Source organism: Fulvimarina thalattae (assembly GCF_040239565.1).
Lineage (GTDB): Bacteria > Pseudomonadota > Alphaproteobacteria > Rhizobiales > Rhizobiaceae > Fulvimarina.
Map to the genome: position 1 here is coordinate 429,642 of NZ_JBEHWS010000001.1, position 19,909 is coordinate 449,550.

Annotated in this window: 18 protein-coding genes; 8 read left to right on the forward strand and 10 right to left on the reverse strand. The window is 63.9% G+C overall.

The window, feature by feature from the left end; genetic code table 11:
* Window positions 1-40: 40 nt before the first annotated feature.
* From ccoS to ccoN, 9 genes are all read right to left on the reverse strand, one after another.
* Window positions 41-181, reverse strand: coding sequence for a cbb3-type cytochrome oxidase assembly protein CcoS (gene ccoS, locus ABRA89_RS02010; protein ID WP_349939772.1), 141 nt, complete (start codon window positions 179-181; stop codon window positions 41-43).
* Window positions 178-2,478, reverse strand: a complete 2,301-nt coding sequence (locus ABRA89_RS02015) for a heavy metal translocating P-type ATPase (protein ID WP_349939773.1) — start codon at window positions 2,476-2,478, stop codon at window positions 178-180. Before ABRA89_RS02015 ends, ccoS begins: the two co-directional genes overlap by 4 nt.
* On the reverse strand, window positions 2,475-2,969 hold the full coding sequence (locus ABRA89_RS02020) for a FixH family protein (RefSeq protein ID WP_349939774.1): 495 nt from the start codon (window positions 2,967-2,969) through the stop codon (window positions 2,475-2,477). The genes ABRA89_RS02015 and ABRA89_RS02020 overlap by 4 nt, the downstream gene beginning before the upstream one ends.
* A gap of 26 nt (window positions 2,970-2,995) precedes the next feature.
* Window positions 2,996-4,588 (reverse strand): cytochrome c oxidase accessory protein CcoG, encoded by a 1,593-nt coding sequence (ccoG, locus tag ABRA89_RS02025; protein WP_463671235.1) that lies wholly within the window; start codon window positions 4,586-4,588, stop codon window positions 2,996-2,998.
* 241 nt (window positions 4,589-4,829) lie between these two features.
* Window positions 4,830-6,026, reverse strand: coding sequence for a GGDEF domain-containing protein (locus ABRA89_RS02030; RefSeq protein WP_349939775.1), 1,197 nt, complete (start codon window positions 6,024-6,026; stop codon window positions 4,830-4,832).
* Between the two features lie 343 nt (window positions 6,027-6,369).
* Window positions 6,370-7,245, reverse strand: a complete 876-nt coding sequence (gene ccoP, locus ABRA89_RS02035) for a cytochrome-c oxidase, cbb3-type subunit III (RefSeq protein WP_349939776.1) — start codon at window positions 7,243-7,245, stop codon at window positions 6,370-6,372.
* A gap of 4 nt (window positions 7,246-7,249) precedes the next feature.
* On the reverse strand, window positions 7,250-7,405 hold the full coding sequence (locus ABRA89_RS02040) for a cbb3-type cytochrome c oxidase subunit 3 (RefSeq protein WP_349939777.1): 156 nt from the start codon (window positions 7,403-7,405) through the stop codon (window positions 7,250-7,252).
* 12 nt (window positions 7,406-7,417) lie between these two features.
* Window positions 7,418-8,215 carry a cytochrome-c oxidase, cbb3-type subunit II gene (gene ccoO, locus ABRA89_RS02045; protein WP_349939778.1) on the reverse strand — a complete coding sequence of 266 codons (798 nt, stop codon included), beginning with the start codon at window positions 8,213-8,215 and terminating at the stop codon, window positions 7,418-7,420.
* A 13-nt stretch (window positions 8,216-8,228) separates the two neighbouring features.
* Window positions 8,229-9,887, reverse strand: a complete 1,659-nt coding sequence (gene ccoN, locus ABRA89_RS02050) for a cytochrome-c oxidase, cbb3-type subunit I (protein ID WP_349939779.1) — start codon at window positions 9,885-9,887, stop codon at window positions 8,229-8,231.
* Between the two features lie 165 nt (window positions 9,888-10,052).
* Here ccoN and ABRA89_RS02055 point away from each other — a divergent pair, with 165 nt between their 5' ends.
* The 8 genes from ABRA89_RS02055 to ABRA89_RS02090 all read left to right on the forward strand — a co-directional run bounded on the left by ABRA89_RS02055 (window position 10,053) and on the right by ABRA89_RS02090 (window position 18,902).
* Window positions 10,053-10,601 (forward strand): hemerythrin domain-containing protein, encoded by a 549-nt coding sequence (locus ABRA89_RS02055; protein ID WP_349939780.1) that lies wholly within the window; start codon window positions 10,053-10,055, stop codon window positions 10,599-10,601.
* On the forward strand, window positions 10,594-11,961 hold the full coding sequence (gene hemN, locus ABRA89_RS02060) for an oxygen-independent coproporphyrinogen III oxidase (RefSeq protein ID WP_349939781.1): 1,368 nt from the start codon (window positions 10,594-10,596) through the stop codon (window positions 11,959-11,961). Before ABRA89_RS02055 ends, hemN begins: the two co-directional genes overlap by 8 nt.
* 514 nt (window positions 11,962-12,475) lie before the next feature.
* Window positions 12,476-13,462 carry a sugar phosphate isomerase/epimerase family protein gene (locus ABRA89_RS02065; protein WP_349939782.1) on the forward strand — a complete coding sequence of 329 codons (987 nt, stop codon included), beginning with the start codon at window positions 12,476-12,478 and terminating at the stop codon, window positions 13,460-13,462.
* 70 nt (window positions 13,463-13,532) lie between these two features.
* On the forward strand, window positions 13,533-14,576 hold the full coding sequence (locus ABRA89_RS02070) for a sugar ABC transporter substrate-binding protein (protein ID WP_463671244.1): 1,044 nt from the start codon (window positions 13,533-13,535) through the stop codon (window positions 14,574-14,576).
* A gap of 66 nt (window positions 14,577-14,642) precedes the next feature.
* Window positions 14,643-16,193, forward strand: a complete 1,551-nt coding sequence (locus ABRA89_RS02075) for a sugar ABC transporter ATP-binding protein (protein ID WP_349939784.1) — start codon at window positions 14,643-14,645, stop codon at window positions 16,191-16,193.
* 5 nt (window positions 16,194-16,198) lie between these two features.
* Window positions 16,199-17,170, forward strand: a complete 972-nt coding sequence (locus tag ABRA89_RS02080; RefSeq protein ID WP_349939785.1) for an ABC transporter permease — start codon at window positions 16,199-16,201, stop codon at window positions 17,168-17,170.
* Complete coding sequence (locus ABRA89_RS02085; protein WP_349939786.1) at window positions 17,167-18,036, forward strand: MurR/RpiR family transcriptional regulator; 870 nt, start codon at window positions 17,167-17,169, stop codon at window positions 18,034-18,036. Before ABRA89_RS02080 ends, ABRA89_RS02085 begins: the two co-directional genes overlap by 4 nt.
* A complete protein-coding gene (locus ABRA89_RS02090) occupies window positions 18,033-18,902 on the forward strand; it encodes a PfkB family carbohydrate kinase (RefSeq protein WP_349939787.1) in 870 nt (289 codons plus the stop codon). The genes ABRA89_RS02085 and ABRA89_RS02090 overlap by 4 nt, the downstream gene beginning before the upstream one ends.
* A 195-nt stretch (window positions 18,903-19,097) precedes the next feature.
* Here the strand turns inward: ABRA89_RS02090 and ABRA89_RS02095 are convergent, their stop codons facing one another.
* On the reverse strand, window positions 19,098-19,883 hold the full coding sequence (locus tag ABRA89_RS02095) for a Crp/Fnr family transcriptional regulator (RefSeq protein ID WP_349939788.1): 786 nt from the start codon (window positions 19,881-19,883) through the stop codon (window positions 19,098-19,100).
* Window positions 19,884-19,909: the final 26 nt, after the last annotated feature.

A 19,909-nucleotide genomic window follows, 5' to 3' on the forward strand; every position in this document is an offset into this window, starting at 1 on the left:
TGTTCGAGCAATTGCGGCGCAGGATTGCTTCTGGGCGTCCTCAGTCGTCCTCCATCAGAACCCGCTCCGCCGCACCTTCGAGATCGCCGTACTGACCGCTCCTCAGGCTCCAGAAAAAGGCCGCAAGACCGAGGCCGCCCAGGAAGAGCGCGAGTGGGATGAGGAAGAGGAGCAGGTTCATGCGGGCGCTCCGAATTCGCCGAGACCTCGTTCCGATCTGCTCACTTTTTCGCGGCCGTTCGCCCTGACGATTTGGCGATGGCCTGGAGCCGCGAGACGCAGGCTGTTGGCGACGACGAGGATCGAGGAGAGTGACATGGCGATGGCGGCCAGAAGCGGCGTCAGGAAGCCGGCCATTGCCAGCGGCACGGCGATGACGTTGTAGGCGAAGGCGAGGCCGAAGTTCTGGTTGACAAGGCGGCGCGAGCGGCGGGCGATGCGGAGCGCGATGGCGACGCTCGACAGGCCTTCGCGGGTGAAGACGAAATCAGCGGCAAGCCGCCCGACATCGCAGGCCGAGGCCGGGGCCATGGAGACGTCGCCGGCGGCGAGACTCGGCGCGTCGTTCAGGCCGTCGCCCACCATGAGCACGCGTTCTCCCTTCGCCTGCCGTGCGGCGATCGCGGCCATCTTGTCCTGGGGTGTCTGGCCTGCGGTGGAGGGGAGTGCGAGGTTGGCAGCGATGCGTGCGACCTGCGGCTCCGCATCGCCGGAAAGGATCTCGCAGGCGATGCCCTCGGCCTGAAGCGCCGCAATGGTTTCGCGGGCTTCGGGACGAAGTTGCTCGGTCAGTGTGATCGGCCGCAGAGGCTTGCCCTCGAAGGCAAAGGCGAGGCCCGATGTCGGTCGATCGGATTGACAGATGGCAATCCCGGAAACCCAGTCCGCTTGTCCGAGACGGATGCGCTGATCGTTAAAACGGCCCTCCAACCCGAGGCCCGGCAGCTCGCGGATGTCCTTGGCGTTAGCTGGCGAGACGCCACGCAGGTGGTATGCCAGAGCTTTCGATGCCGGATGGCTGGAGGCTCTCGCGAGCGACAACGCTAGCCCGGTTTCCTCTTCCGCGATCTCGCATCGGGCGACGGCCGGCTGGCCTGTCGTCAGCGTTCCGGTCTTGTCGAAGATCGCGCGAGTGACGCCGGCGAGTTTTTCGAGGCCGCCGCCATCCTTCATCAGGATGCCGTTCTCGAAGAGCCGGCTTGCCGCCACCACGTGGACCACCGGAACGGCAAGGCCGAGGGCGCAGGGGCAGGTGACGATGAGCACCGAAATCGCGGCATATGTCGCGGCGTAACAGCCATATCCGGCGATCATCCAGCCAAGAAAAGTGACGGCTGCCACAATGTGGACGGCGGGCGCATAGATGCGCGCCACCTCATCGGCGATCCGGCTGCGCCGGCCCCGGCCGGCTTCCGCGGCGGTCATCATCCGCTGGATTTCGGCAAAGAAGGAGGCGTCGGCGCGCTTGGTCGCCGTGACCTCGATCGGACCGCCGAGATTGACGACGCCGGCTTCGAGCGCCGTACCGGCTTCCGCCGCGACCGGATCGCTTTCGCCGGTGACCAGGGAGCGGTCGAGCGAGGCGGTTGTGGAGACGAGGATGCCATCGACGGCGAGGCGCTCCCCGGCGGTGAGCGAAAGTCGCATGCCGGGTTCGATCTCGTCGAGCGGCATATATCTGGCCTCGCCCTCTTCGAGCACTGTTGCGCCTTTGGCGGAGAGGCGGGCAAGGGTCGTGACGGCGCTTCTCGCCCGCTCGCGCATGCGCTCGTCGAGGGTGCGGCCGATGAGGAGGAAGAAGGTGAGCGTCAGCGCCGCGTCGAAATAGGCGCTCTCGCCATGGGTGAGCGTCTCGCCGAGGCTCATGCCGGTGGCGAGCAGAATGGCGAGCGAGATGGGGACGTCCATGTTGAGCCGCCCGGCGCGCAGGGCCGTGAGCGCGGAGCGGAAGAAGATGCGCCCCGAATAGCCGATGGCGGGCACGGCGATGAGCGCCGAAACGAGATGGAAGATATCCCGCGTCGCGGCATCCGCGCCGGACCAGACGGAAACCGAAAGAAGCATAACATTGGCGCTGGCAAAGCCCGCGACGGCAAGCGCCTTCAGGAGTTCGGACGAGCGGCGGTGGGTGGCAAGATCGTTGAGATCGCCGAGGTCGAGGACGGTCGCGGGATAGCCGAGCGCATCGAGCCGCTCCGCGATTGTAACAGGGTCGGTCTCGGGCGCGAGACGGACCGTGATCCGCTTCAGCGTGAGGTTGACGCGGACGTTTTGGACGCCCTCCTGCTGCGAGAGCGCGTCTTCGATCGCCGCCATGCAGGCTCCGCAATGGATGGCGGGCGCGGAGAAGACAACTTCGCTATCGCCGCCTTCCAGTTTTCGTGCGGCGTGGGTGAGCTCCTCGCGGCGGCGCTGGCGGTCCGGATCGGCATGGGCGAGGGCGACGTCGACCGTCGCAAGATCGGCGCAGCAACTCATTTCCCGGGTTCCTCGTCCTCCGGCACTTCGAAGCGGATAATCCGTTCGAGGCGTTCTCCGTCGGCGAGAACGGCCGAGACGTCGGCTTCCCATGCGCCGGGTGCGAGGGCAATATCGGCGGTGCGGGCGCTGCGGCCTGTGCCGTGGAGCGCGAGCGTTTCGACGGCGCCAACCGGGCGGCCGAGCTCGACCTTCACGCTTTCGATGGTCTTCGGTTCGCCGGCCTGTAGCGCCTTCAGCGAGAATACCCCGTTCTCGTAGCGCGCCGCCAGCTTGTAGCCGAGCGCGTTCTCACGGCGGCGCTCGGCGGCGTCCGTGTCGAAGTGCTGGCTTGCTACATAGCTGTTCTCGACGACGAGGCCGCTCCATGTGGATGAGGCGTAGATCGCCATCGTCACATTGACGCCGATGACCGTGCCGAAGAAGGCGAGCATCACAGCCAGCATGTGCCAGCCAGTGAATTCGCGGCGGGCGAGGATCGTGTCGAGCATTGATCAGGTCTCCTTCATGGCTGCCATCAAGGCCGGTCCGGCGCTTCGAAGATCGCGTCGTAGACATCGCGCTCGTCGGAGCCCGTGTCCTCGGCGATGATTTCGAAGTCGCTCGCACCAGCTTCGACACTCTCGGCCGGTTGGGATACAAAGACCTTGATCTGGCGCAAAAGATCGGGGTCCACGTCGACATCGGCGCTTTCGACGTTTTCGAGCCGCAGATCGGGGATTGCCATGGTCGCGCCGGGGAGGCCGTCGATCGAAAGCGCGATCGTGCGCGGCTCGGGCACCATGTTGAGGAGCTTCACCGTATACCCGTTGCGGATCGAGCCGTCTTTAAGCGTCACGAAGACCGGATTGCGGTCGTGCTGGACGTTGAGATCGAGCCGGTCGCGCAAGGAGAGCGCTGTGAGCAGTGCAAGGCCGATCGCGCACCAGGCGGCGAAGTAGATGAGCGTTCGCGGGCGCAGAATGATGCGCCAGTCGAAATGCCTCAGGCCTTCGACGAAGCGACCCGCGCCGTCGCGCACTTGGGCGGGCTCGATCCGGCCGGTCGCGCCGTTCGTCGCCATCGCCATGTTGTGGTTGTAGTCGTTGAAGGTCGCGTAGGCGATCAGGCCGCGTTCCTTGCCGATCTTGTCCATCACGCCGTCGCAGGCGTCGATGCAGAGCGCGCAGGTGATGCAGCCGAGCTGCTGGCCGTCGCGGATGTCGATGCCCGTCGGGCAGACCGCGACGCAGGCATTGCAATCGACACAGTCGCCGACAGGCTCGCCCCGCGCGATCGCCTTCTTCTGATGGCGCGAGCGGGGCTCGCCGCGCCAGTCGTTGTAGGTCACCGTCAGCGAATGCTCGTCGAGCATCGCCGCCTGAATGCGCGGCCAGGGGCACATATAGATGCACACCTGCTCGCGCATCAGCCCGCCGAGGGAATAGGTGGTGAAGGTGAGAACGCCGATCGTGCCATAGGCGACGAAGGGCGCGTTCAGCGTGACGACGTCGCGCAGAAGCGTCGGCGCGTCGGCGAAATAGAAAATCCATGCGCCGCCGGTGGCGACCGCGATCAGCAGCCAGATGCCATGCTTGATGGCGCGCTTGGCAATCTTGTTCGCGTCGTAAGGGGCCTTGTCCAGCTTCATGCGCTGGTTGCGATCGCCCTCGACCGCGCGCTCGACCCACAGAAACAGATCGGTCCAGACGGTCTGCGGGCAGGCATAGCCGCACCAGGCGCGGCCGACGACCGAGGTGACGAGGAAAAGACCGACCCCTGCCATGACGAGAAGGCCCGCGACGAAGAAGAATTCCTGCGGCCAGATCTCGATGAAGAAGAAGTAGAAGCGGCGGTTCGCGAGATCGACCAGCACGGCCTGATCCGGCGCATAGGGTCCACGGTCCCACCTGATCCATGGCGTCAGATAGTAGATGCCCAGCGTCACCGCCATGACGATCCACTTCAGTCGCCGGAACCGTCCCTCCGCGCGTTTGGGAAAGATCTTCTCCCGTTTGGCATAGAGAGGTGCGGACGAGCCGAGCGTATGCGTGGCGCTGTCGGCGAAGGTGTGGATCTTGTCGCTCGGTTCGGCGTCAGGGCGGTCTATGGTGTCGGGGCGCTGGTTCACGGGATGCGGCTCCGGGCTTTCGGCCCAAGGTTTCTCACATCCGCTCCATAGGCGGGGGCGAGGCAAGCCACATTGACCCAGATCAAGCTATCAAGAGACCGGTGGTCCTGTGTCGTTGGCGACCTTCAGCGCGCACGAGATCATCTGGCCCGAAGGCCAGCACGTGCATTTGTGAATACATGCGGAGATCGAGTTCTGGCGCGTCCCTGCTTGCGCCGCTGAAAAAGAAGCGGTGCGTGTTCTATCCCATCTGGAGAGCGGCTGCCGGTGGGAGCGTGGCGCGTAGTTCGTCGCCGGAGCGCCGCTTCGGCGTCCTTTCCGGGATATCCAGCAGATATCCATTCCGTCCGCTGTGTTTGACCCGGTAGAGTGCACGATCCGCATTAATCAGAAGATCGCCGAGGGATTGCGCCTTCCCATTAGCAGTAAACGCCACCCCGATGCTGGCGGTGACGATGTCGAGCGAGTCTGGCCGGGACGGATGGAAAATGCGGAGAGTCGAGATCGCCTGCACGAGCGATCGCGCCGCGCGCGCGGCTTCGACCTTGCCGGAGCAGGGAGTTACAAATGTGAACTCTTCGCCGCCGAAACGGGCGCAGAACGCGCCCTCCTGATCTGATGCGGCACTGGCCAGGGCATTCGCCACGCGTTGAAGGCACGCATCACCCGCGGGATGGCCCAGCGCGTCGTTATAGGCCTTGAAGTGGTCGATATCGATCATCATCAGAGCGAGAGATCGACCTTCCGACAGTCTTTCCTCAACAGCCTCGGCCATATGCCGCCGGTTGGGCAATTGGGTCAGTTCATCGGTTTGCGCCAGTGTCTGGAATTCTCGGCGGGCAGCGACCGCATGATCCGTCTGAAGCGTAGCTGCGAGCTTTTCCAGATAATCTGAACAGCGACGTCTTTCGATACGGTAGTTTGCAACGAGGCCGAAAGCGCAGGCGGTCGTAAATTGTGTGGCAAAGACCAATCCGAGCGAGGTCTCCAGTCCGTCCTTCGACGCGAGCACGAGAAACGTCAGGACCAGAGCGGTCAGGGTAACGACGATCGCGTTTGGGAAGCGCAATCCCAGGATAACGCAAGCGAAGATGATCGTCAGCGGGAGTTCGCCGAATGTGAAGAGGCCCAGCGGTTCATTTGTTGCCCAGAAGAGATAGGCAGGCGCCAGAAACGCAGCGATGACCCCGCCCGTGACAATCCACTCGGTCCAATATGATGGAGTGCGCCCGATCAACCAAGCGAGACCGAGCGAGAGCGGTGTGATGACTGCAAGCCTGAGGATGGCCGAGAACGTGAGAAGGTCGGCAATAAGGACAATGCTTGTCAAATTGTAGACGTTGTAAATCAACAGCCCGATCAGAATGCCGAATTGCAACTCTACTGTTCGGGAGGAACCATTCTCCGCGTCATATCTCTGCTGCAGGGGCGCGGCCATCCGAAGCCACCGATCGAGAGGTGGTCGTCCCCCAAGATCTACTGAGCCTTGAATGATTTGGGCGGCGCGGAACATCGATCTTCTCCACTTCGATCCCAAAATCATGGCAGCGAAAGATGAGTTCGATCTGAATGTGTCGGAAAGAGCGGGCCGCCGACGCCGGATACTTCATGCCTTGGTCAAAGAAAACTTCGCGGGAAGTCTAAAAATGTAAGGAACCGGTACCGGTGGGCTTCGTCGGAAAGGACGTTTCCGCGACAAATATACTTGAGCTGGGAGACCAACCCCGAAGCTTGCTATCCGGGATCGGTCGTTCTTCGTTTTTGGATGCGGCTGGGAGGGCCTATTCGCCTCCTCCCAGCGAGTGCACGTAGACGGCGAGTTCCTTCACCGTCGTTTCTCCGAGGCGATCGACCCAGCCGGGCATGACGCCGTGGCGAGGATCGTGGATCTGAGAGGTGATCTCCTTCACCGATCCGCCGTAGAGCCAGATCGCGTCGTTGAGGGCCGGGGCACCGACCTCCTGTCCGCCGCCGCCGTTTTCGCCATGGCAGGCCGCGCAGTTGTCCGCGAAGAGCGTTGCACCGCGTTTGGCTTCTTTGGTGTCACCCTCCTGACCGGAAAGCTGGCGGACATAGTGGGCGATGTCGGTGATCTCCTCGCGTTCGAGGATGCCGTCGCGGCCGAAGGCCGGCATTTCGGAGATGCGGGCGTCGTCGTCGGCTTCGTAACGGATGCCGTGCATGATCGTCTTGTAGATCGCATCCACCGAACCACCCCAGATCCAGTCGTCGTCGTTGAGGTTCGGATATCCGCCTCCGCCCGCCGCGCCGGAGCCGTGGCACTGGACGCAGTTGACCTTGAAGGCGGCCTTGCCGGCGGCGATCGCGTGAACGCGAAGCTTCTCGTCGGCGGCGACCTCCGCGGGCTCCAGCGCCGCAATTTTTTGAACAATCGCCTGCTTGCCGGCCTCGGCCTCGCTAAGCGATTTTTCGACGTTCACCCGGCTCGACCAGCCAAGGATGCCGGCGGTTGCCTGATTGACGAGCGGCCAGGCCGGGTAGAGCAGCGTATAGAGCGCCGCAAAGGCGATGGTCGCGTAGAATATCCAGAGCCACCAGCGGGGCAGGGGATTGTTCAGCTCCTGAATGCCGTCCCATGAGTGCCCGGTCGTCTCGACTCCGGTCACGTCGTCGACGGGCTTTTCGTGCTCCGCCATGGCTTTAGTCCTCCTTGAAGGGAATATCGGCCGCTTCGTTCGCGGAATGCCGCGAACCGGGGCGCAGAGTGATGACGAGGACGGCGAGGAAGATCGCCATCATGTAGAGGAGGCCCCAGCTATCCGCGAAGGTGCGGAGCGCCTGATAGTCGAAGTCCATCTTGTGTCCTCCTCAGCGACCGGCGGTTTCGGGTTCGAAAGTCGAGAAATCGACCAGAGTGCCGAGCATCTGCAGATAGGCGATGAGGGCGTCCATCTCGGTTACGGCGGAATTGCCGTCGAAGTCGCGCACGACAGCCTTCGGATAGCGGGCGAGAAGTTCGTCCGCGTCGGCGTTCGCACTCGCCTGGAGGAGGAGATCGGAGCTCGCGGCCTCGATCATCTCGTCGGTATAGGGCACGCCCACCGCGCGGTTGGCCCTCAGATGGCCTTCCGGGTCCTCGACGTTGAGTTCCGTCTCGGCGAGGAAGGCGTAGCTCGGCATGATGGACTCAGGCACGACCGAGCGCGGCTCGATCAGGTGCTCCACGTGCCATTCGTCCGAATAGCGGCCGCCGACGCGGGCAAGATCGGGCCCGGTGCGCTTGGAACCCCACTGGAAGGAATGGTCGTACATGGATTCGGCCGCCAGCGAATAATGGCCATAGCGTTCCACCTCGTCCCGGAAGGGCCGGATCATCTGGCTATGACAAACATAGCAGCCCTCGCGGATGTAGATGTTGCGGCCGGCTAGCTCGAGCGGCGAATAGGGCCGCATGCCCTCCACCTTCTCGATCGTGTTCTTCAGGTAGAAGAGCGGTGCGATCTCCACGATACCGCCGATGATGACGGTGATCAGCGAGAGGACGAGAAGAAGCGTGACGTTCTTCTCGATCTTCGCGTGGCGGGACAGCAGCGGCTTGGCGACCGGGTCTTTCTTCAGTTCTGGACGCGCTCCCTTCAGCGCGTCCTTTTCGGTATTGTCGGACATCGGTTTCGCCTCCTTACTCGGCCGGCTGGAGGGCGGTGCGGCCGCCCATCGGTTCCTCGACCCGCAGCTCACCGCGGATCGTCTTGTAGATGTTGAAGAGCATGATCAGCGCGCCGGAGAGGAAGACCACACCGGCGAAGGCGCGCATTACGTAGTAGGGATGCATGGCCTCGACGGTCTCCGCGAAGGAGTAGACGAGGTATCCGTCCGGGCCGTATTCGCGCCACATCAGGCCCTGCATGATGCCGGAGACCCACATTACCGCGGCGTAGATCACGATGGCGAGGGTGGAGAGCCAGAAGTGCCAGTTGACGAGGCGCAGCGAATAGAGCCGCTCCCGGTTCCAGAGCTTCGGAACGAGATAGTAGATCGCGCCGAAGGTGATCATGCCGTTCCAGCCGAGTGCACCCGAATGCACATGGCCGATCGTCCAGTCCGTATAGTGGCTGAGCGAGTTGACCGACTTGATGGAGAGCATCGGGCCCTCGAAGGTCGCCATGCCGTAGAAGGCGACGGACATGGCCAGCATGCGCAGGATCGGATCGGTGCGGAGCTTGTCCCAGGCCCCCGAGAGGGTCATCAGGCCGTTGATCATGCCGCCCCAGGAGGGCATCCAGAGCATGATCGAGAATACCATGCCGAGGGTCTGCGCCCAGTCGGGAAGGGCCGTGTAGTGCAGGTGATGCGGGCCGGCCCAGATGTAGAGGAAGATCAGGCTCCAGAAGTGGATGATCGACAGCCGGTATGAGTAGACCGGACGGTTCGCCTGCTTCGGAATGAAGTAATACATCATGCCGAGGAAGCCGGCGGTGAGGAAGAAGCCGACCGCGTTATGGCCGTACCACCACTGGGTGAGCGCGTCCTGAACGCCGGCGAAGGCCGAATAGCTCTTGGCACCCAGGAAGGAGACCGGCACGGCCAAATTATTGACGACGTGCAGCATCGCGATCGTCACGATGAAGGCGAGGAAGAACCAGTTCGCCACGTAGATGTGCGGCTCTTTGCGCTTCACCAGCGTGCCGACGAAGACCGCGAGATAGGCGACCCAGACGATGGTGAGCCAGAGATCGACATACCATTCGGGCTCGGCATATTCGCGGCTCTGGGTGATGCCGAGGAGATAGCCGGTCGCGGCGAGCACGATGAAGAGCTGGTAGCCCCAGAAGACGAACCACGGCAGATTGCCGCCCCACAGCCGCGCCCGCGTCGTGCGCTGCACGATGTAGAACGAGGTCGCGATCAGCGCATTGCCGCCGAAGGCGAAGATGACCGCAGACGTGTGCAGCGGGCGAACGCGCCCGAAATTGAACCACGGCTCTATATTGAAGTCCGGGTAGGCGAGCTGCAGCGCGGCTATGGTGCCGACGAGAAAGCCGACGACACCCCAGAGCGAGGTCGCGATCACGCCGTAGCGGACCACGTCGTCCTGATAGGCTGTGGCGGCGTGGGCGACTGCCGCGCCGGACCCGTCATCGGACGCGTTCGCGCGAACCGGAAGGGCTTTTTCGTCGGTGAACGAGACGCGGTTCAGCATCACGACGGATGCGGCCGCGAAGATGAAGAACAGGACCCAGGCATGGGCGGCAAAGCCGGCATCCTGTGCGAAGCCGGCCGCGACGAAGGCGGCTAGCGTCGCGACGAGCAGCGCGATCGCCTCTGTCGAATGTTTCATGGGGATCTCTCCGTAGCATCGGCACCGGTCCGTTCCCCCGCAAAGACACGGCAAGGGATTCGTCCGGCGTCGGTGCGTTTTGTGCATCGCGGCGGAGAGAGCCGCCTTGATCCAGGTCAAGGCGGCGCGTTCGACCTTTGGCGAGACTGGCGCTCAATCGAACCCATGAACGGAGCTTGGACCCCCCTCATGCACGGCGACGTCGTCATCCTCCATCGCAAGCCCGGCATGACCCAGCTGGCGCTGAAGCCGGTTCCAACCGGCACCGATCTCGCGGGCACCTTTCGCGAGGTTCTCGATCAACAGGAAAAGCTCTGCGCTCAGCTCGAAGCTTTCGCTGACGGGCTGCCCGGCAAGGTCTGCTTGCTGACCTGCCAACGGCTCTCGCAAACGCTCTCCACGCTCGTCAGAAAGGCTCATCGCTTCGAGGAGGAGCGCGTTTTTCCGCTCATCGCGCAGGGGCAGGACGCAGACGGCGTCAGGTTCCAGTCGCTGTTGCGCCTTGCCTGGGAGCATATCGAAGACGAAGGCTATGCCGATGAAGTGGCCGAGGCGCTGGCCGATCTCTCCGAGAACCCTGAGGCGGAGAAGGCGGAAAGCCTCGGCTACATGCTGCGCGGCTTCTTCGGCGCCATGCGCCGGCACATCGCCTTCGAGCGCGAATACATCCTGCCGATGATCGGCGCTGCAGAGGAAGGAGGCCTCCATGCCTGACCGCACGCTCGATCCCGCCGCTGTCACCAGTCGTTACGGCGAGCAAGTTCCCCGCTACACCAGCTATCCCACCGCGCCGCACTTCGCCGAGATCGGCGAGGACGATCTGCCGGCGCGCTTTCTTTGCGAAATCGACAGGCGCGAGCCGGTCTCGGTCTATCTCCACATTCCCTATTGCGACCGTCTCTGCTGGTTCTGCGGCTGCCACACCAAGATGACCAAGCGCTACGAGCCGGTGGCGCGCTATGTCGACAGTCTGGTTCAGGAAATCTCCGGTTTTCGAAAGAGGGCGGATGGACCCCTGACGCTCGATCGCCTGCATCTCGGCGGTGGATCGCCAAGCATCCTGAGGTCGGAGGATTTTCAGCGCATTCGCGAGGCTCTGGAGTCTAGCTTCGACATTTCGCCGGATGCTGAAATTGCCGTCGAAATCGATCCGTCGGATGTCACCGAGGACACGCTCGCCGGGCTGCGGCTGCTCGACGTGAACCGCATCTCCATCGGCGTTCAGGATTTCGATCCGGACGTGCAGGCCGCGATCAACCGGCCCCAGAGCTTCGAGGTGACGCGGGACGTGATCGAGGCCTGCCGGGCGGATGGGCTGACGGCGATCAATATCGACGCGCTCTATGGCCTGCCGCGCCAGACACCGGAACGGCTGATGAAGACGATCGAGAAGGTGATCCGGCTGCGGCCCGAGCGCATCGCGCTGTTCGGCTACGCTCACGTGCCGTGGATGAAGACCCATCAGAGGATGATCGACGAGGCCGATCTGCCGGACCAGCGCCAGAGGTTAGAGGATTGCGAACGGGCGGCGGGGTGCATCGCGGCCGCTGGCTACGATCCCGTCGGGATCGACCATTTCGCGCTGCATGGCGATCCGCTCGCCAAGGCGGCGCGCGCCGGCCGGCTGCACCGCAATTTTCAAGGCTACACGCCGGATGCCTGCGAGACCCTGATCGGCTTCGGAGCCTCGGCAATCAGCCGTTATCCGAGCGGCTTCGTTCAGAATGTCGCGCCTATCGAGACCTATCGGCGGGCGGTCGCGGCGGGAGAGACGCCGGCCTTTCGCGGTTATGAGACAACCGAGGACGATCGCATCCGCGCCCATGCGATCGAGCGGCTGATGTGCGATTTTTCGCTCGATCTCGGCGACCTCGACGCTCGTTTCGGTGCTGCGGCCCGGCCAGCGGTGCGCGGCGCGCTTGCGACGATGGCGGTCGATCCTTTCGGTCTGGTGGCCGTCGAGGACGGCGTTTTCCGGGTGACCGAGGCAGGGCGGCCCTTCGTCAGAACCGTCGCCTCCTGGTTCGACGCCTATCTCGACAGAGGAGCGGCACGGTATTCCAAGGCGGTCTAGGCGGCGCTCTTCGATCTGCGAACAGGGTGAGATGCCTTACCAGAAGATGAAATGCGATGGGTTCGAAGTCCCTCTTGAGATATTGGCTCTTTGTTAGTCGGCAGGTGTCGACCCTTCTGCGACCTTCACACTGTCGAGGTTGTGACCAAGAAGCAGACGCTCACATCGCCGAACACCTTTGGGGTCCGCTCGAAGCGGGAGATGGCGACCCATGCACCCGAATCGAACCTGCCTAGCTCTATCGCGCCTGTGCGCTACGCCGAACACACGCGTGTGCTCGCGACTGAACTGTGAGGCGCTGGCGTAGCCACCCGCACACGCGGCAGTCCTCAGGGTGTAGCTGTTCAAGACGGTGCGCTGCGGGCGACCAGAAGGCGAAGATTGCGCAGGTAGGCCAAGGGGCTAGCTTCAGAGCCTCTCCAGCCTACCGTCGCGGACACACCCCCCGCACCGAAAGCCTGCTTGACGACTATACGTAAAACCGTAAAGTAGAAAAAAAATTGATGGTACCCTCATGACCCTTACTAGATTCGCCACACGCCTGAACTCATTCGGCTCCGCGCCGCACCTCTTCTGGCCGGACCTTTCGGGCAAGCCTAGCTTCATGCAGATGGCCGAGCGCGCTGCGACGGCGAAAGGGTTGACGGACGTTGATCTGAACTACCCGGACCACGTGACGGACGACGCCGCGAGCGTAGGGCGGCGGATCGGCGACCTTGGTCTGACGGTCAACGGCCTTGCAATGCGCTACTATACAAACCCGGCGTTCAAGCTCGGCGCGTTCACAAATCCGGATAAAACCGTGAGGCGTGAGGCGATCGATATGACCAAGCGGGGCATCGACGCCGTACGTGCCATGGGCGCCGGCCTGATGACGCTCTGGCTCGGTCAGGACGGCTTCGACTACAATTTCCAGCTCGATTATGCAGAGGCGTGGGACCTCGAGATCGCCGGCATCCGCGAGGTCGCCGAGCACGATCCGAACTGCCACATTTCGATCGAGTACAAGCCGGACGAGCCTCGTGCTCATGCGCTTCTGCGCGACTGCGCGACGACACTTCTGGCCATCGACGAGATCGGCGCGCCCAACCTCGGTGTCACCCTCGATTTCGCTCACTCTCTCTATGCAGGCGAGCAGCCGGCCTATGCCGCCCACCTCATCCACCGGAGGTCGCAGCTTCTCGGCGTTCACCTGAACGATGGATACGCCAAGCGCGACGACGGGCTGATGGTGGGCGCAGTCCATCTGCGGTCCACGCTTGAACTACTGCGTCAGATCCGACGCGATGGCTATGGCGGCGCGCTTTACTTCGACACCTTTCCCGATGCGTCCGGACTCGACCCCGTCGCCGAGTGCGAAACAAACATCCAGACCGTCGATCGGCTCCTGGCCGTCGCCGACCGCCTCGACCGGGACAACCGTCTAGGCGAAGCGCAGGCCCGCCAGGACAGCGTTGCCAGCCAATCCATCGTCAACGCCGCGCTGATCGCAGCCCACTGACGATGCGTCTCAGCGGGCCGGACCGCTCGTTCCATCCGGCATTTCCATAGGAGGAAACTTGATGTTCCGCATGACCTCACTCCTGGCCGGCTGCGCCCTTTCGCTCTGCGCGACTGCCGCCTTCGCGCAGGAACTTGCGCCCCTCAACTCCGACACCGAGACTGACCGCATCGACTGGTCCGCCCTCTCGGACGAGTTCGGGGAGGTTCCGGCCGCGCCTGAAGACACGGCCGTCGGCGGCGTGTCCAAGACGCTGACCAACGAATACTGGCGCTCGCTTGGCGAGGGCTACGCAGCCTACGCCGAAGCCGCAGGCGTCGAGTTTGTCTATCAGGCGGCACAGAGCGAGGGCGATCAGCTCGGCCAGCTCTCGATCGCCGAGAACCTCATCAGCCAGGGCTTCGACGCGCTTCTCTTCTCCCCCCAGACCGACTCTAATCTCCAGCCAGCGCTCGAAAGCGCCGAGGCGCAGGATATTCCCGTCGTCAACGTCAACGACGCGGTGATCCCGGGTGCGCGGCACTATGTCGGCAACGTCCAGCGTGACAACGGCGTTCGGATTGCACAGTGGTTCGTCGAGAACCGTCCCGACGGCGGCAAGGTCGCCGTGATTGAGGGGCAGGCAGGGGTATTCGCCGCTGGTCAGCGCACCGATGGCTTCACCGCCACGATCGAGGAGGCCGGCAATTTCGATGTGGTCGCTTCAGTGCCCGGCAACTGGGATCGCCAGCTTTCCTACGACGCGGCTGCGACGATCCTTCAGCAGCATCCAGACCTTGTGGGCTTCTATGCCAACAATGACGGCATGGCGCTCGGCGTCGTCGAGGCTGTGAAGGCAGCCGGCCTTCAGGATCAGGTCGCGGTGTTCGGCACAGATGGCATCTCCGACGCTTACGATTCCATCCGGGCAGGTGAACTGACCGGTACGGTCGACTCGTTCCCCGTGCTCACCGGCGAAGTGGCGATGGAGGTCGCGCTTCGTCTCGTCGGCGGCCAAGACCTGCCGCGTGTCATCGCGACACCGCAGGCGCTGATCACGGCCGACAACGTCGAGGACTTCGCCGTCACGAGCGATGCGCTGCGCGAACGCCTGCTCGAAGACGCCGGCAACTGACGTGGGCGACGGGCGCGCGGCGGCCCGCCGCCCCGCGCCCGTCGCCGTCCAGGGAGGAACGGATTCATGCAGGACGCATCAGATCGTCTGACACTTTCGGGAATCGGCAAACGCTTCGGAACGCTTCAGGCGCTCGACGGCGTCGAGATGCGCGTACGCCCCGGCTCCGTCCACGGGCTCCTCGGTGAGAACGGGGCGGGCAAGTCGACGATCCTTCGAATCCTGTCGGGGGTTTTCGAGCCATCCGAAGGTCACGTCGAGATCGACGGCGTTCGCCTTTCCGGTCGCGGACCCGTGGCGGCTCGCAAGGCCGGCATCGCGATGATCCACCAGGAGCTTCAGCACGTGCCGGAGCTCACGGTGGCACAGAACATGTTCCTTGGCAGGCCGCTGAAGGCCGCGGGCGGGCTCTTCGTGGCGCGTCGGGTGCAGGAGCGCGCCGCCGCCGCCGCCCTTGCCCCGCTTGATGCGACCATCGATCCGGCTGCGCCGATCAAGACGTTGAAGGTCGCGCAGCGCCAGATCGTGGAGATCGCGCGCGCGATGATGGAGGACGCCAAGGTTCTCGCCATGGACGAGCCCACCTCCAGCCTGACGCCGGCGGAGTTCGACCGCCTTGCGGGCCTCATCGGCGAGCTGGCGGCCAAGGGCGTGTCGATCATTTATGTCAGCCACAAGATGGACGAGGTGTTCCGCGTCTGCGACGCCGCGACCATCCTTCGTGACGGGCGCAAGGTCGCCGACGTCGAGATGGCGTCCACAAGCGAGTCGGAGGTCATCTCGCGCATGGTCGGGCGTGAACTCGCCCATGCCGCGCATGCCGGCTTCGCGCAGAGCGAGACGGTCCTTGAGGTGACAGACCTGTCACGCGGCAAAGCCGTCCACGGTGCGAGCTTCACGCTTCGGCGTGGCGAGGTGCTGGGCATTTCCGGCCTCGTCGGGGCCGGGCGCACGGAGCTTCTCCGCCTGATTGCCGGTGTCGACAAACCTGACGGCGGAACCGTGTGGATCGAGGGCAAGGCGTTGCCGCTCGGCAGTCCGCGCGCGGCCATCCGCGCCGGGCTCGGCCTTCTGCCCGAGGAGCGCAAGCGAGACGGCATCGTCGCGCGCCGCTCCGTGCGCTCCAATATCGGCCTCTCCTCCATGCGCCGGTTCTCGCAGTTCGGCTTTGTGCGACGCCGGGCGCTGAAGCACGAAAGCGAGACGCTGATGCGCGAACTCAATCTGCGCCCCCTCGATGTCGAGCGACCGATCGGCCAGTTCTCCGGCGGCAACCAGCAGAAGGCGATCATCGGCCGCTGGATCGCGGCGGGCGCGCGTATCCTCCTGTTCGATGAGCCGACGCGCGGCATTGACGTCGGGGCGAAGGCTGAAATTTACGCGCTCATTGAACGGCTCGCGTCGGAGGGACGGTCCATGATCGTCGTCTCCTCCGAGCTGCCGGAAATCATGCGGGTCTCCGACCGCGTCCTCGTAATGCGTGAGGGCCGTGTCGCCGGCATCCTCGACCGGGCGGACGTCAGCGAGGAGGCGATCGTCGCCCTCGCCGTACCGCGCTCTGAACAGTCGACCTCTTCGACCGCGCCTGCGGCCCCCCACCTCTCTTCAGGAGCATGATCCTCATGTCGAGCCAAGCCTCTGCCGCCCCGACACACCGCGGCCTCTCCTTCGGCTTCGGCCTGCGCGACGCCGGAACGCTGATCGGGCTGGTCCTGATCGTCGTCGTATTCGCGATCCTGACGCCGAATTTCCTGACCGAGCGCAACCTTCTCAACATCCTTCAGCAATCGTCGATCAACGCCTGCATCGCACTCGGCATGACGTTAGTCATCATTTCCGGCGGCATCGACCTGTCGGTCGGCCCGACCGCGGCGATCGCGGCGGTTGCCGCGGCCGCCATGATGGTAGGCGGGGCGCCGATCGTTCTGGCAATCCCAGCCGCGCTTCTGTTCGGCATGGCCTGCGGAGCGGTGAACGGCATCCTCGTCGCCTATGGCGGGCTCCAGCCCTTCATCGTGACGCTCGGCACGCTCTCGCTCTACCGCGCCTCCGCGCTGATCTACACTGGCGGCAACCCGATCCTCGGCGTGCCGCCGGAGTTCCGGGCGATCTTCAACACGGCCATCTTCGGCGTACCGAGCCCGGTCGTGATCGTCGCGGCGCTGGCGTTTCTCGTCTGGGTGCTTCTGAACAAGACGCCGCTCGGCGAGTATCTCCTCGCGGTCGGCGGCAACGAAGAGGCCTCACACATCGCCGGCGTCCCCGTCGCACAAACCAAGATCGCGGCCTACGTCATCTCTGGAGGCCTCGCCGCGACGGGCGGACTGATCCTCGTCGGGCGCCTTGGTGGTGCGGACCCGACGCTCGGCAATCTTTGGGAACTCGACGCCATCGCCGCCGCCGCGATCGGCGGCGCCTCACTCATGGGTGGCAAGGGATCGGTGGTCGGCACCATCCTCGGGGCCATCATTCTCGGCGCGCTACGCAACGGTTTGACGTTGATGAACGTCCAGGCCTTCTATCAACTTCTCGCCACCGGCCTTATCATTCTGGCGGCGATGTTGGTGGATCGGGTGACGAGGGGCCGGGGATGAACATGAGTTTGGCGGACCCGCGGACTGTCGGACCGCGTATCCGAATGATGATGCCGCTCCTGACGCCCCTTGAGGCGCGGGTCGTCGACAACATCCTCGGGCGAAGCGACTTCGACGAGACGACGGCACTGAAGACGGTTGCCGAAGATGCGGCTGTCTCCGAGGCAATGATCGTCAAGGTCGCCAAGAAGCTGGGCTTCTCAGGTTTCAAGGATTTTCGCTCCGGCATCGCCGACTACAACCGCCTTCCAACCGCCGAACTGCACCAGGAGCTCTCGCCTGACGACACGGGGCCGCTGATCGCGCAGAAAGTGTTCCGCACCTCCATTCATGCGCTCGAGGAGACGCTCTCCATACTCGATCCGGAGGCCTTCGAGCGGGCCGCGGACCTCATCTTCGCGGCGCGCCAACGCGACCTCTACGGCATCGGGGGATCGGCGCAGATCGCACGGGACGTGGCGCACAAGTTCCTGCGCATCGGCGTGCGCACCAGCGTCTTCGACGATTCCCACATGATGTTGATGTCGGCTTCGCTCCTCGGCGACGGCGACGTCGCCATCGCCTTCTCCCATTCAGGGACGACCAGCGCAGTGATCGAGCCGTTGGAACTTGCCCGAAAGAGGGGAGCGCGGACCATTGCGCTGACCAACTACTCGACCTCGCCGCTCGCGGGCGTGGCCGATGTCGTGCTCTGCTCTACGGCGCAGGGCTCGCCACTCCTCGGCGAGAACGCCGCCGCGCGCATCGCCCAGCTCATCATCTTCGACGCGGTCTTCGCCGCCGTCGCCCAGCGCGACCTCGGGGCCGCTGAACGCAATCTTGCCGCCACGATGGGCGCCGTGAAGGAAAAGCGACGGATCTCATGACCGAACAGCCCGTCATCGTCGTCGTCGGCAGCCTACACTACGACATCATGGTCGACGCGCCGGACCGGCCGCGCAAGGGCGAGACGGTCACCGGTCACGCATGGCGGCCGAAGTTCGGCGGCAAGGGCGGCAATCAAGCGGTTTCAGCGGCTCAGGCCGGCACCCGGGTCCGCATGGTTGGCGCGGTCGGCGACGACGCGTTCGGTAGTTTCCTTCTCTCCATGCTAGTTGATTCGAACGTCGACGCCAGGCGGGTCAGGCGCCTGTCCGGTTCCAACTCGGGAATGAGCGTCGCGATCTCTGATGCCGAGGGCGATTATGGTGCCGTGATCGTATCAGGTGCCAATCTAGCTATCGACATAGCAGCCCTCTCGAGTGAGAACCTCTGGAGAGACGCGAAGGCGTTGATCCTCCAGAACGAGGTTCCGGATGCCGTAAACCTGGTCGCCGCCGGAGCTGCGCGCGAAGCAGGCGCGACGGTCTGCCTGAACGCGGCACCTTTCCGAGCGCTCCCGAGCGAGCTTGCTTCGTTGGTGGACGTCCTCATCGTCAACGCGATCGAGGCCGAAGAACTTTGCGGACTTCAGGTCGAGGACCTGAAGTCCGCCGCTGCCGCGGCGAAGGAACTCGCAACACGCTTTCCGCGTGTGGTCGTGACCGCCGGAGGGGCAGGTGTCGCGGGCGCCCGATCCGGCGATGCTCCCGTAGCGCTGGAGGCCCTGCCCGTACGCCTCGTCAGCACCCACGGTGCAGGCGATGCATTCGTCGGGGCTCTCGTCGCTTCGCTCGCCAACGGCGCGCCATTCGCCAAGAGCCTGTCTGATGCGAACGAAGCGGCTGCACGGCATGTTTCCGCTCGGTCATGATGGGCGTACCCCATCACTGCTGACAAGCCTTAAGCGGCGGCATATGCGATGCCAAATGGTACGATAAGCAGCCAAGGGTCTGCTTCCTTTGTCGGATGACCGAAACCGGACAGTCGCCTTCCCACCCCTTCCAGCCATTCGCCCATGCGATTTTGAAAAAAAGGTCGCCGAGGCTTTGTCCGGGCGTGAAGAGGACTATTCCTCGTCTACCGCGCAGGCCGCTTCCAGCCGGCGGAGGTTCGGGACGGTCACCGTGCGGTTCGCTTCGATCGAGATGATGCCCGCCTTGCGCAGCTTGGTAAGCTGGCGCGACACGGTTTCGATCGTCAGGCCCAGAAAGTCGGCGATATCGGCGCGCTTGAGCGGCAGGTCGAAGCGGATGCCGCCATTGGCGGGGTCGATCTCCGGATCGATATGGGTGGCGATGAGATAAAGGAAACTCGCCACCTTTTCGGCGGCCGTCTTGCGGCCAAGGGTCAGCATCCAGTCGCGCGCTTCGTCCAGTTCTTTCAGCGACTGTTCGTGCAAGCGATGGCCGAGTTCGGGTGACTCCTGGACCATATCTTCCAGCGCCTTGCGCGGGAAGGCACAGACTTCGAGTTCCGTCGCAGCTTCCGCGGCGATCTCGTTCGTCGACTTGAACGGCCTGCCGAGGAAATCCGGTGCGAATTGGAGGCCGACGATCTGCTGACGCCCGTCCGGCATGAGCTTGGTGAGCTTCACGACGCCGGCGAGAATATTGGCATAGGTCGCCACCGGCTCATCCGGCGCGACGACCTCGGCGTTGGGGTCGTATCTGTGCTTGGTGGTATGCCGGCTGAGGCGCGACAACTGGTCGGGATCGAGCGCGCCGCAGATGCCGCGATGGCGCGCCTCACAGGCGCGGCAGATTTTCGGAATGGCGGAGTTGTGGATGTCCAGGCGATCGTCGTCGTCCGGAAGCGCCGCCGCGTCGAGGGGTGCCGCTGTCGCCTTGCTCATGGTCTCTCCCTGTCGCTGCCGATCAC